12 protein-coding genes are annotated in these 13,029 nt (G+C 29.8%); all 12 read right to left on the bottom strand.

All coding sequences use genetic code 11. The features are described from left to right. A partial coding sequence (locus CHL78_RS12395) for a stage II sporulation protein E (RefSeq protein ID WP_116041490.1) occupies positions 1-1,807 on the bottom strand: 1,807 nt, incomplete at its 3' end. Positions 1,808-1,898: 91 nt separating this feature from the next. Then, positions 1,899-2,819 carry a Ppx/GppA phosphatase family protein gene (locus tag CHL78_RS12400; protein WP_094368427.1) on the bottom strand — a complete coding sequence of 307 codons (921 nt, stop codon included), beginning with the start codon at positions 2,817-2,819 and terminating at the stop codon, positions 1,899-1,901. A gap of 70 nt (positions 2,820-2,889) precedes the next feature. Beyond that, positions 2,890-3,177, bottom strand: a complete 288-nt coding sequence (locus tag CHL78_RS12405) for an FtsB family cell division protein (RefSeq protein ID WP_094368428.1) — start codon at positions 3,175-3,177, stop codon at positions 2,890-2,892. A 4-nt stretch (positions 3,178-3,181) separates the two neighbouring features. Next, the gene (gene yabQ / locus CHL78_RS21495; RefSeq protein WP_094368429.1) at positions 3,182-3,676 is read right to left on the bottom strand and encodes a spore cortex biosynthesis protein YabQ; all 495 of its coding nucleotides are present in this window, start codon (positions 3,674-3,676) and stop codon (positions 3,182-3,184) included. Then, entirely contained in the window at positions 3,677-3,931 is a 255-nt protein-coding gene (locus CHL78_RS12415) for a YabP/YqfC family sporulation protein (RefSeq protein ID WP_094368430.1), read from the bottom strand. Positions 3,932-3,992: 61 nt separating this feature from the next. Continuing rightward, positions 3,993-4,235, bottom strand: coding sequence for an RNA-binding S4 domain-containing protein (locus tag CHL78_RS12420; protein ID WP_094368431.1), 243 nt, complete (start codon positions 4,233-4,235; stop codon positions 3,993-3,995). 85 nt (positions 4,236-4,320) lie between these two features. Then, complete coding sequence (locus CHL78_RS12425; RefSeq protein ID WP_094368432.1) at positions 4,321-4,599, bottom strand: HU family DNA-binding protein; 279 nt, start codon at positions 4,597-4,599, stop codon at positions 4,321-4,323. An 89-nt stretch (positions 4,600-4,688) separates the two neighbouring features. After that, entirely contained in the window at positions 4,689-6,137 is a 1,449-nt protein-coding gene (yabN, locus tag CHL78_RS12430) for a bifunctional methyltransferase/pyrophosphohydrolase YabN (RefSeq protein ID WP_094368433.1), read from the bottom strand. A 101-nt stretch (positions 6,138-6,238) separates the two neighbouring features. Beyond that, on the bottom strand, positions 6,239-7,849 hold the full coding sequence (locus CHL78_RS12435; protein ID WP_094368434.1) for a putative polysaccharide biosynthesis protein: 1,611 nt from the start codon (positions 7,847-7,849) through the stop codon (positions 6,239-6,241). 120 nt (positions 7,850-7,969) lie between these two features. Continuing rightward, complete coding sequence (locus tag CHL78_RS12440; RefSeq protein ID WP_094368435.1) at positions 7,970-8,509, bottom strand: stage V sporulation T C-terminal domain-containing protein; 540 nt, start codon at positions 8,507-8,509, stop codon at positions 7,970-7,972. A 100-nt stretch (positions 8,510-8,609) separates the two neighbouring features. Next, the gene (locus CHL78_RS12445; RefSeq protein WP_094368436.1) at positions 8,610-9,611 is read right to left on the bottom strand and encodes a peptidylprolyl isomerase; all 1,002 of its coding nucleotides are present in this window, start codon (positions 9,609-9,611) and stop codon (positions 8,610-8,612) included. A 19-nt stretch (positions 9,612-9,630) separates the two neighbouring features. After that, positions 9,631-13,017 carry a transcription-repair coupling factor gene (gene mfd / locus CHL78_RS12450; RefSeq protein ID WP_116041493.1) on the bottom strand — a complete coding sequence of 1,129 codons (3,387 nt, stop codon included), beginning with the start codon at positions 13,015-13,017 and terminating at the stop codon, positions 9,631-9,633. Positions 13,018-13,029: the final 12 nt, after the last annotated feature.

Below are 13,029 nucleotides of genomic sequence, written 5' to 3' on the forward strand. Positions count from 1 at the left end.
ATTTTCCGTCATTAATATCCATATAAGTGTAATTATCACCACATAGTATATGACCATCTCTAGACATTGATGATACGTTGGTTATTGCTTTATACTTCTGAGCTTTCGTGAATTTTACGCTACATTTTTCTCCTAAACAACTACATCCCATTTTTTGCATAGATAATGTTTCCCCTGTAAAGTTAGAAACAACATCTAGTATAGCTTCATCACACATACTTCCACTACTACAAACTCTATTTTCTATAGTTATTTCAAAATCATCTTCGCCACTAGTCATGTAGTTTACCTTGTTAGCATCAATATTATGTCTTTGTAATTCATCATAAATATTTTTTTCTTTCTCTAAATCTAAAATCACACTATTTTCAAAATCCTTAGACATACCTTCTATTGACTTAGATATACTTCTTATTTGATCTGCTATTAGTTTTCTACTTTCTGAGAATTTTACATTCCAATTATAGTCCAAAACAAACATCTTATAGTAATAATTCGATATTTTAACTATCGGCTCAGCTCTTAAGCACTCCTTTTTAAAGTCTTCCGGTAAATCATTAATAGTTACTTGCCCTTTTTCCTCAAGTATTTCTAATATATTGTATATCATTGAATAAGTGTGTTGAAATCTAGACTCCCAACACATTCTCTTCATACCACAACCTTTGCATTCATCGTTATGTATCATATCTATAACACTTGCAATATCTCTTTGATCTAATATTTTGTCTTTTTCTCTTATTCTATCAAAAGTATTTGCTAACTCATCATAAGTTTTGTATATACTTACTAATCTGTTATTAGTTACATTTTTAGTTCTTGTTATATAATCGTATACTACCTCATTTGAAGCTACATTGCTTTTTATTATTTTTTCAACTTTTTCAAAAAATTTATTTGGTAATAGAATTACTATTAAAGATGCTAGTAATATATCTCTAAGCTCCATAATATTTGAATCAATCCCTGAAGTATATGCATAAATTATTACCCAGCTTAATATATATCCTAATATACAAACATATTTATTTATTTTATTAAATGCTCCACCGACTAATCCGGCAAAAGCATATATCCCCATATAAATAGATGATGCTACATTATTTATTAAAAAAGCTATCCCGACTATTACTCCACTAGTTGCCCCCATAGTTTCTCCACCAACTATTGCTGCAACTAATATTAGCATAGTAGAAAGTACAGCTCGTACTGATATACCAAATAAAGCTATATTACCTATTCCCATTATGCTAAAAACCATCAGAAGAGATATAGATATAGTTTCTTCTGTTTTTATAGATATTCTACTATTTGAGTTATTTATTAAGTTTACGCCAAAAGAAAATGTGTATATTGCAACAAATACAATTATACTCTCTACTCCACACATAAAGAAATCATATACTGTTCTATTAGATAGTAAAGCTTGTCCAATAGATATAGGAAGAACTATTGCTGTACCAATAAGTGCCATCCGTGATGTGGAATTTATCTCCTTAAGTTTTTTACTTATAATCATAAATATCATTAAACATACGGCATATTTAATCATATAGACTGTGTTATTGAATGATAAAATTATTCCCATTAATGCAGACAAAAATACAGGGATTCTATATTTATCAATTTTTGCTATGCATATAAAAAACGCTACTCCTAGTGGAGCTACAGCTCCTATTAATATTGATCTACTTAATAAAAATCCCATTAGTACAAACATTATCGTATTAAAATCAATATATCTGTCTATTTTAATATTGCTGGTACTAAAATTCTTATTTTTTATTGTTGGCGCACTTCTTTGCATAAAAAATTCCCCCTCTTTGGTATTTATACTGAGATTGTACCAAAGGGAAGAATTCTTTTTTGTCATATTCGGTTTTTTAAATCATAAAATATTAAGACATAGTTTTTGATTTATGACACATTAAGCCTTCCAAATTATCGTATTCACTTACATATATACTTTCTATTTCTAGCTTTTCCATTATTATGTTTAAAATTTTTACACCAGCTGTTATAATATCTGCTCTTTTTGGCTGTAGTCCTTTTAAGTTCTTTTTATCATTTAATGTCATCTTTTTTAAATTTTGTAGAATATTTTCTATTTCTTTTTTACTCACTTGGCTATTGTGTATTTTTTCCATAGAATATTCCTCTAGCTCTTGATTTATTGCAGATAACGACGTTATAGTCCCTCCTATACCTACAAGTTTATCTATTTCTCTCTCTTTTATTATTTCCAAAGTACCTGAGATCTCATCTTCTATAAATTTAGACATGCTTTCAAATTCATATTCATCTATAGGATCTGTCATCAAAAACTTTTCTGTCATTCTTAGCGCTCCTACATTTTCACTTTTAGAAAAATTAATACCATTAACATCTCCTATTATAAATTCTGTAGATCCTCCACCGATATCTATAACTAATATCTCCTTACTTCCATCTATACCTTCTAAAACACCCCTAAAGCCTAAATTAGATTCTTCTTGACCATTTATTATATCTACATCTATACCTGCCTCTTGCTTTGCTATCTTCACAAATTCTTGACCATTTTTACTATCTCTAAGTGCTGATGTTCCCATACAGTAAATTGATCTACATCCCTCTTCTCTACACATATCTGAAAAATCTTTTAGTGCATCTATATTTCTTTTTATAGCCTCATCACTAATATATCCATTTTCATCTACGCCTTGACCTATCCTAGTGGTGTTTACATACTTTTTCCTATTTTCTATTTTGCTATCTATATAATCAGCTATTAATAGCCTCATAGAGTTCGTTCCTATGTCTATAGTGCCTATTTTCATATTCATCCTCCAGTTTATAATCTTTTGTCCTATTCATACGTTTAAATTATATGCTTAAAAAGAGAGTAACTTAGTTACCCTCTTTTCCCATATCTATGTATACAATTTCATTAGGCTTTACCATGTTAAGTCGCTCTCTAGCAATCTTTTCTAGATCTTTATTTCCATCTGTGTTTTTTAATAGCTTAATTTCTTCTTCAGTCTTTTTAATCTGATTATTAATACTCGATATTTCATTTTTGTACTCTCTTAATTTTACATATTGAAAGATAAACCCAGATGCCATGCTTAATATTAAAAACATTAAAAACATAGAGATAACTACAGCCTGACCAGAAAATTTTTTCATAAGATTCATTTAACTACACCCTTTTCTTAATTTTTAATCCTTTTCTATATTTCCTTCTTATAAATCTCGTAGTTGCTGTTAACATATTAGGTATATAGAATATGATATCAAAAATAAAGTGCAGTGAGTAGATAATAACGTAATACAAATTATTCAAAATACTGAGCATGCAGTATAGTGTTTTTTTCAATAAATTTGTCACTAAACTAATTACTTTATTAATTGCTGCCAAAATAAACTTACTTATGGTGTTATAATATAAGATAAAACCTATAAATAAAGCCACAAAATGGTAATATCTTAAATCAAAGTTTTCGATAGCATTTACGGTTATAAAGGTTATAAATGTAACCAAGGTCCAAAACATCATATCAAATACTATAGATAGATGTTTCACGAGCTTAAAGTTTAACTTTAAGGCTCTATGAACATCAAACAGCAAACCTATAATAATCCCACCATAAATAGTCCCTATAAACACACTTAGATCTCTAGTAAGTATAGGCATCTATTTAAATACCTTCTTAAAGAAATTTTCTTGTGGCTTTTTAGCTTTTGCATATACTATTGAATTTATAGTACCATCTACACTAATTACATTTTCATCTAAGCTTAGTTTACTCATGTCTAAATTTTCGCCTTCTATTATCATCTCGCCAGCAGATGTTCTAACTTCAACCTTTGTATCGTTGAAAGAATATATATGTTCTACCCCCGAAATAACTAGATTCGATCTTTCCTTTAAGCTTATACTATGTTCCATATTATCCCCCCAGTAATATTTCTATTTATACTACTATAAATATACTGAGGTTGTGACTATTTTATTCTACTATCTCGTACATTTCTTTAGCATCATTTTTTAATACGTGTTCTCTTATATCACTTATCTTAAATTTCATCTTCTTCTCACCAAATTGAATCTCTAATAAATCGCCTGCTATTACTTCTGAAGAAGATTTTGCTACTTTCCCATTTATTGTAACTATACCTTTATCACAAGCATCTTTAGCCACTGTTCTTCTTTTTATAATTCTAGATACTTTTAAAAATTTATCTAATCTCATACTCATTACCTCCTAGCTAATTACTTTATATATATTATTATATAGAAAAAGTGTGGCAATTATATCCCACACTTTTATCTATGTATTATCCGTTTATTATATCTTTTAACCCTTTTCCAGCTTTGAATACTGGAGCTTTAGAAGCTGGTATATCTATAACTTCTTCTGGGTTTCTTGGGTTTCTTCCTTGTCTAGCAGCTCTTTCTCTTGTTTCGAATGTTCCAAATCCAACTAATTGAACTTTATCTCCTTCAACTAATGCTTCTTGAACAGATTGCATAAATGCGTTTAATGCAGCTTCTGCTTCTTTCTTTGTTAATTCACTCTTTTCTGCCATTTTTGATACTAATTCAGCTTTGTTCACGGTACTTACCTCCTAAAAATGTTTATATACTAATTAATTCTACCTTGTGGTAAAAATTCTAGATTTTTGACAATATCCCTTCTAGAAACTTATATTTTTTTGGCTTTATTCCAAAGTTCATCCATTTCCTCAAGCGTCATATCTTCTAAATCTTTATTTAGATTTAAAGCACTTTGCTCTATAAATTCAAATCTTTTAATAAATTTATTAGTAGTGCCGTTTAACGCTTCTGTTGGGTCTATCTTTAAAAATCTAGATAAATTTACTATAGAAAATAATAAATCTCCTAGTTCTTCCTTTATGTATTTTATATTTCCAACTTCACATTCGTCAAGTAATTCTTGATATTCTTCATCAATTTTTTTAAATACATCCTTTATATCATCCCAATCAAAACCAACAAGAGCGGCTTTATGCTGTACTTTTTCAGCTTTTATTAAAGCTGGTAGAGCTTTTGGAATCCTCTTTAAGCCTTCAGTTGTAGTACTTTCACCTTTCTCTTCCTTTTTTAACTCTTCCCAAGTTCGTCCAAATTCATTCATATCTAGCTCTACATTATTAAAAACATGTGGGTGTCTATGAATAAGTTTCTTACAAATAGTGTTTATTACTTCCTTCATATCAAAGAAACCTTCACTATTTCCTACTTGGGCATGGAAAACTACTTGTAAAAGCACATCTCCTAGTTCTTCTATCATTTCATCAATATCTTCATTATCTATAGCATCATAAAGCTCGTAAGCCTCTTCTATTACGTATTTTTTCAAAGATTGATGAGTTTGTTTTTTATCCCAGTCACATCCATCTGGACCTCTTAAAGTATCCATTATTTTTTCTAGGTCATGTAATGTATTATACATCTTTTTGTAACTTTTTGGTATATATAAACTGGTTAAATAGTTAAATTCATTTTCTATTCTGTCTAACTCAAATAATTTAACATAGGTCTTACTTTCTAGATTCTTTACACCTGCGCCATTTACTATACATACTTCTTGATCAAAATCATAATATTCCATAAGTTGTAACTTTATATTAGATGCTATAAAGTGATCATAAATTTGTGTAATTATCATACTTGTATTTGTATCTATGTATGCATTTTCTATCTCAAATGCATCTACCAGCTTAAATCCATTAGCCGGGTCTATAGCTAAATAGTTAAACATAGCGTCTACAAAGCTCATAGAAGCTATTGTTTCTACTTCTATTCCCTTTTCATTGGCCATTGCCTCAATTATGCTTACACTCTTTTCTGCAACTCTAGGATGTCCAGGAACTGCATATACCAAATCTCCATCCTTAGATGTCTCTATTATGAACTTAGATATTTCATTATATACATTTTCAAAATTATCTTCTTTTTCATAAAAATAATCAAAAGAAGTGTATTCTATAATTTCTTTAAGCTTGTCCACTGTAGGATGCTTTTCTGTTCTTAAATAAATTCTAGAACTTGATTTCAAGGCTTCTAATGCACCTTGACTTATAAGAGAGTAATCTCCTGGGCCAAGTCCTATTATACTTATTTTACCCATATCGTCACTCCTCGTAGTATAATTCATTTTTTATTTTTCATACAAATAAAGGAAATTTGCTACAAGATAATTATTTCCTTTATTTGTATAAATATTCTATTCTATCTCATAAGTTTTAATTTTCTTAGGATATTGTATATCTTATTTCCTTTTGGCATAGTTAAAAGTTCTTCTTTTCTTATTCCACCTATTCCCAAAAGTACTAATCCATAAACAATTCCACCAATACCTATAGATACTATTGTAGCTAAACTGTTGCCTAACATACCATTAAATAATCCATAGCTTAGTTTAACAATTACAAACATTGTTAATACTGTTATTAAAGGTTTTATAACAAATTCTTTTTTTCCAAACTTCATGTTCATATATTTTTTTATGTATGTAAACTCTATTAATGCAGCTAAGAAGTACGCAGATACCGTACCTATTGCTGAACCTATTACGTTTATATCCGGATTTACAGTCAATGTAAAACTTATTACTATCTTTGATAGCATCCCAATTATCAAGGCTACTACAGGAACCATTGGTTTACCCATACCTTGAAGTATACCGTTCATAGTTTGCATTAATCCTAAAAATACTACACAAGGCGTAAGTACTAATAATATAGTCCCTAAACCAGATTCATTTGGATATAAAAGTTTCATTATAGGAGATGCTAGCGATGCTAAACCAAATGCACATGGTAATACTAATAATAATGTTACCTTTATAGCGCTTCTAGTATCTTTTCTTGCTCTACCCTTATTTCCAAGTGCATAAGCTTCTGATATCGATGGAACTAAACTCATACCCATTGCAGCAGTTACTACTGACGGTAAATTGATTATTGCCATAGCCATACCTGTTAGCTGTCCAAATAGCGCTACAGCCTCCACATTGGAATATCCACCTGCTTCAAGCCTGCTTATAACTATTACGTTATCTATCATATTTACTAGTGGCATTACTGATGCACCTATTGTTATAGGAATTGCAACTACTAGTATTTTTTTCAATATTCTAGAGGTACTTTCTTCTCTAAATCTTTTACTTGCTTTAATTTGTGCTTTACGTGATTTTCCATCTCTCAAATATGCAAATATTAAATATAATATAGATGCTATGGCTCCTACAGTAGCTCCTGCTATAGCTCCTGCTGCTCCCATTTCTTCTCCATATAAATTCATTAATACATAAGCAAGACCTATACCTAATATAACTCTAAAGAATTGCTCACCTATTTGAGATATAGCTATCTTACTCATATCTCTTTTACCTTGGAAATATCCTCTATAAGAAGACATTACCGGTACAAATATAAGTGCTGGAGCTATAGCTAACATTGAATAGTAAGCACCAGGATTTTTCATTATATTTTTTACTATGTATTCTGCTCCAAAGAAGAATATTGCAAAGGATACGATCCCTGTCATAAATAAGACAGTATAGGCTACCTTAAATATTTTATGCGCTCCTCTATGGTCTCCAATCGCGGTTTTTTCAGACACTAATTTTGCAAGAGCAGTTGGAAATCCAGCTGTTGCCAGTGTTAAAAATAAAGTGTACACAGGATATGCAGCTTGATAATATCCCATACCAGTTGATCCTATTAAATTACCTAGAGGTATTCTAAAGAATGCACCCATTATTTTAACTATTATACCTGCTGATCCAAGTATAATGGCCCCCTTTAAAAACGAGTCTTTGTTTCTGTTATTATCCATAACACAACCTCCAAACTATTTGTGTAACAAATTTTAATATATCATATATTTAATAGTATATTCAATATATTAGTAGAAAACTTAAAAAGACCCTAAATTTAGGGTCTTTTTTTTAAAAAACTATTGAACTTGTTTTCCTAGGAAGTTAGCCGCTATTTTTAATATTCGTTCATCATTCTCTGAAAGTGTCTCACTTTCTTTAGTAACTAGCGAAATAGAACCTATACAGTCTCCTGATGTACTAACTATTGGCATTATGATTTGAGAACTATATTCCATAGAGTCATCTTTATGGAAAGGTAATATTTTATTATCCTTAGCATATTTAACTTCTCTATTTTCTATTAAATGCTCTAACTCATCACTAATACTTTTTTCTTTGTATTCTTTCTTTGGTAACTTTGAAACAGATATTACAGAGTCTAAATCCGTTACTACTACGCCGTATCCAGTAGTTTCTCCCAATGTTTCTGCGTACTCTTGAGAGAATTCAGTTAATTCACCTATAGGAGAGTATTTCTTTAAAATTACTTCTCCATCTTTTGCTGTGAATATTTCTAAAGGGTCACCTTCTCTGATTCTTAGTGTTTTTCTTATTTCTTTTGGAACAACCACTCTTCCAAGGTCATCTATTCTTCTAACTATTCCTGTAGCTCTCATACGTAATTTATCCCTCCATTGCTAACTTTAAGTTTATTTTTACCATTGCTAAGAAAAATATGCAAAAAAAGCTATATCCAATTAGGATATAGCTTTTTTTCTATAATTTTACTTTCTTTGCTATGTTTTTGTTTTCTTCAACTTTAGCTGATTCTGATATGCCTTTAATATTTTCTGCATATTTATTGTATAATATAGTTCCCTTTATAGTATCTTTAACTTCTTCAAAAGGTTTTTGTTCATTTACTTTATCATTTACCTTTATTATGTGATAACCAAATTGTGACTCAACTAAATCAGATACTTTTCCTTTATCTAATGCAAAAGCTGCCTCTTCAAATGGCTGAACCATATCTCCTTTGCCGAAAAATCCTAATTCTCCACCTTTTTCAGCAGATCCCTTATCATCTGAGTATTCTTTAGCTAAGCTTGCAAAGTCTCCACCATCTTTAACCTTTTTAAGGACATCTTCAGCTTTTTTCTTCGCTTCTTTCTTTTTATCTTCTGATATTGCTTTGTTGTTTTCATCTACAGTAGATATTAATATATGAGAAGCATCTACTTCATCTTTATAAAACTCAGATTTATTCTTATCGTAGTATTCTTGCATCTCTTTATCAGTTACTTTAGTAATTTTATCAAAGTTAGCTTTATAATTTTGCCAAGCTAAATCTTTCTCTTGTTGATCCTTTAAAAAAGCATCATCTACTCCTATTGATTCCAGTTGTTTTTTGTAATTTTCATCTGCATCAATATTTGTCTTTAATTCTTTAAAGCTTTTATCTACATCCTCTTTAGATGGAAGTAAATTTTCTTTCTTTGCTACATCATAAACAGCTTGTGTATCAACCATTTGTTGTAGTATTATTTCTTTAAATTTATCTTTGTATTTTACCCCTTTTTCTACCTCTTGCTCCCAAATAGTATTACCATACATAGCCTCAATAGACTGCTTGTATAAAGCCAAAGTCTTTTCATATTGGTCTACAGTTATTTTAGTACCATTTACTGTTGCCACAGTATCATCCTTATTAACACCGCTACAAGCCGTCATAGTTATAGCCATTATAGCAGAGATGAATAACATTGTTATCTTTTTCAAATTAAAAACACCCTTTCGTTTATTTTATACTACTCATTTTTTCTAGAAGTTCTTCTAGTTCTGTAACTATATTATACCCTATTTTTTCCTTTGTCTTATATTTTGTTATAGGAACTAATATTATTTCATCTTTTAACTGTCTAACTTTTTCTATTTTTAATTTTTTACATAGGGTTTTTATATATGCAATAGTAAGAAGTGTCTGTACAGGTTTAGGTATATCAGAGAATCTATCTTCTAATTCTTCTTGTACATCTGCCATATCTTCTTTATTTTCTATAGATGCAATTTTCTTGTACATTTCTATCTTAGTTAATTCGTCATATATATAAGTATCTGGAATATATGCATTGACAGTTAAGTCAATTTCTACATCTACTTCCTCTATGACAGGTTCTCCCTTAACTTTTCTAATTGCTTCATTTAACATCTTTACGTATAAATCATATCCTATAACAGCCATATGACCATGTTGCTGAGAACCTAGTATATTTCCTGCTCCTCTTATCTCTAAGTCTCTCATGGCTATTTTAAACCCAGAACCAAACTCAGTAAATTCCCTTATAGCTTTTAACCTTTTCTCTGCTATTTCACTTAGTACCTTATCCTTTTCATACATTAAGTAAGCATAACCTTGTCTTGAGCTTCTTCCAACCCTACCTCTTAACTGATAAAGCTGAGCAAGACCCATTTTATCTGCATTATAAACTATCATTGTATTAGCATTTGATATATCCATACCTGTTTCAATTATAGTTGTACAAACTAACACATTATATTCCTTATTTAAAAATCCTAATATAATATTTTCTAAGTCTTTAGATGTCATTCTACCATGAGCTACTGCTACTCTAGCATCTGGTACAAGTCTTTGTACCATACTTGCCATTTCTTCAATGTTCTCCACCCTATTATGAACAAAAAATACTTGTCCACCCCTACTTAATTCTCTTTCTATTTCATCCTGAATTATACTTTCCTTACCTTCTGTTACATAGGTTATTACAGGATGTCTCTCTTGAGGAGGCTCTTCTATAACACTCATATCTCTTATTCCACTTAAAGACATGTGTAATGTCCTTGGAATAGGTGTAGCAGATAAAGTAAGAACATCTACAGTAGATTTTATCTTCTTAAGAGATTCCTTATGTCTTACTCCAAATCTTTGCTCCTCATCTATTACTACAAGCCCTAAACTAGGTAAGCTTATATCTTTAGATACTATTCTATGAGTACCTATAAGCACATCTACTAATCCTTTTCTAGCATCTTCTATTATTTGTTTTTGTTGTTTTGGAGTTTTAAATCTACTAAGTACCTCAACTCTTATTGGATAGTTTTCAAATCTTTCTTTAAATGTATTGTAATGCTGTTGAGCAAGGATTGTTGTAGGAACTAATACTGCAACTTGCTTTTGATCCATACAAGCCTTAAATATAGCCCTTATAGCTACCTCTGTCTTGCCATAACCAACATCTCCACAAATAAGTCTATCCATAACCTTATCTGATTCCATATCTTTTTTAGTTTCTTCTATAGCTTTTAGCTGATCTTCTGTCTCTTGATGAGGGAATAAAGATTCAAACTCATTTTGCCAAGGAGTATCCTTTGAAAACTTATAACCTTTTACCTTCTCACGCTTAGCATAAAGCTCTACAAGATCTTTGGTCATATCTTCTATTTCTTTTTTAACTTTAGCCTTAGCTTTAGACCATTCACTTGCACCTAATTTATTTAATTTAACTTTTTCTACATCTGAACCAATATATTTTTGTACCTTATCCATTTGATCTATTGGTACATATAGATTGTCTCCACCTTGGTATACAACCTTCATATAGTCCTTTTTGATAGCATTTACAGTAATTTGTTCTATACCTGTATATCTACCTACCCCACTATTTTCGTGAACTACATAATCTCCTATATTTAAATCTAAGAAGGATTCTATTTTCTTCCCTTTTTTAGCTTTTTTATTCTTAGATTTAGATACTCTCTTATGAACACCTATCATCTCATTATCTGTAATTATTGCGAACTTAATAGACTTATATTGGAATCCGCTACTGATTTGCGCAGGTGTAATTATTATTTGAGAAGATTTTATCTCCGTATCTCTTTTCTTTACCACAGTGGTCTCTAGACCTAAGTCTAATAACTCTTTATTAAGTTTTTTTGCTCTATCTAAAGTGTTAGTAGCTAATATTATCTTGTATCCATTATATTTAAGTCTATTTAATTCTTCTACAAGAACATCCATTTTGGCGTTAAAAGTAGGTACTTCCCTACATTCAAAATTTATTATGGACTTTACTGAAAAATCATTTATTGGTTTTGGCAATAATGTATTTATTATAAGTTTTTTAGTGCCTACTAAAAAATCTATATCAGTATAATGATATAGCAGTTTTCCTTGATTTTTTATAGCTAAACCTCTCTCAAGATTTAAATTATAATTATCTTTAAATTCATTTAGATAGTTTTCACATCTTTCTTTAAGTCTTGTTATATCATTTATGAAAACTAAAGCATCGTCTTTAAGATAAGTGAATAAACTCTTATTTTCATCTGTATAAATATAATCTATATAGTTCTCTATACCTTCAAAATAAGTCTTATTTGCTATGTTATCTATATTTTGGAATACATCATCATTAGTATGTTTTCCAGTGTCTTTTTTAATCCTTTCTACAGCTTCTGCCGTATTTTCAGGGTATATAAATTCTCTTGAAGGAGTTATCGAGAATTTTTTTACTTTGTCTATAGATTTTTGTGAGAAAACGTCAAAAGTTCGTATAGAATCTATCTCATCATCAAATAATTCCATACGAATTGGATTTGTATATTCTAAAGAGAATATATCTATAATTCCACCTCTTATACTAAATTGACCAAATCCCTCAATTTTAGAAACTCTCTCATAGCCTAGGTTCACCAATGTTTCACTTAATTTTTCTATATTTACAACATCACCGATCTTATAGGTATATATATTTTCTAATAAAACCTCTTTAGGTATGTATTTCTTTAGTATAGCTTCTACAGAAGTAACCAAAATCATTTTTTCTTTTTTAGCTAATTTTAAAAGCACTTTTAATTTTTTTGCTTCTTCAGATCTATCCTTTGCATCTAGATGATAAAAATATATATCCTGGAATCCAAGATATGATACCTTATCTTTCATATAAAAACTTAAATCCTCATATACTTTCTTCGCTTCTAAATCACTGCTTGCTATAAAGACCATTTGTCTTGATAGATCATTGAAAATAGAATAAGATATATGAGGTTTTTGCACTGGTAAAAGGCCATTAATTAATAATGAGCCTTTATTGTTATCTATGCAATTAATTATTTCTTTATATTCTTTAGAGTTTTGCAAAGGGTATACAAAAACGTCATTCATATAAATCTCCCT

The organism is Romboutsia weinsteinii, from assembly GCF_002250835.2.
GTDB lineage: Bacteria > Bacillota > Clostridia > Peptostreptococcales > Peptostreptococcaceae > Romboutsia_A > Romboutsia_A weinsteinii.

Excerpts from the sequence above, each read along its gene's own strand:
- CHL78_RS12400 (WP_094368427.1), bottom strand. The coding sequence starts at position 2,819 with ATGAAAATAGGCACTATAGACATAGGAACGAACTCTATGAGGCTATTA.
- CHL78_RS12405 (WP_094368428.1), bottom strand. The coding sequence starts at position 3,177 with ATGAATCTTATGAAAAAATTTTCTGGTCAGGCTGTAGTTATCTCTATG.
- yabQ (WP_094368429.1), bottom strand. The coding sequence starts at position 3,676 with ATGCCTATACTTACTAGAGATCTAAGTGTGTTTATAGGGACTATTTAT.
- CHL78_RS12415 (WP_094368430.1), bottom strand. The coding sequence starts at position 3,931 with ATGGAACATAGTATAAGCTTAAAGGAAAGATCGAATCTAGTTATTTCG.
- CHL78_RS12420 (WP_094368431.1), bottom strand. The coding sequence starts at position 4,235 with ATGAGATTAGATAAATTTTTAAAAGTATCTAGAATTATAAAAAGAAGA.
- yabN (WP_094368433.1), bottom strand. The coding sequence starts at position 6,137 with ATGGGTAAAATAAGTATAATAGGACTTGGCCCAGGAGATTACTCTCTT.
- CHL78_RS12435 (WP_094368434.1), bottom strand. The coding sequence starts at position 7,849 with ATGGATAATAACAGAAACAAAGACTCGTTTTTAAAGGGGGCCATTATA.
- CHL78_RS12440 (WP_094368435.1), bottom strand. The coding sequence starts at position 8,509 with ATGAGAGCTACAGGAATAGTTAGAAGAATAGATGACCTTGGAAGAGTG.
- mfd (WP_116041493.1), bottom strand. The coding sequence starts at position 13,017 with ATGAATGACGTTTTTGTATACCCTTTGCAAAACTCTAAAGAATATAAA.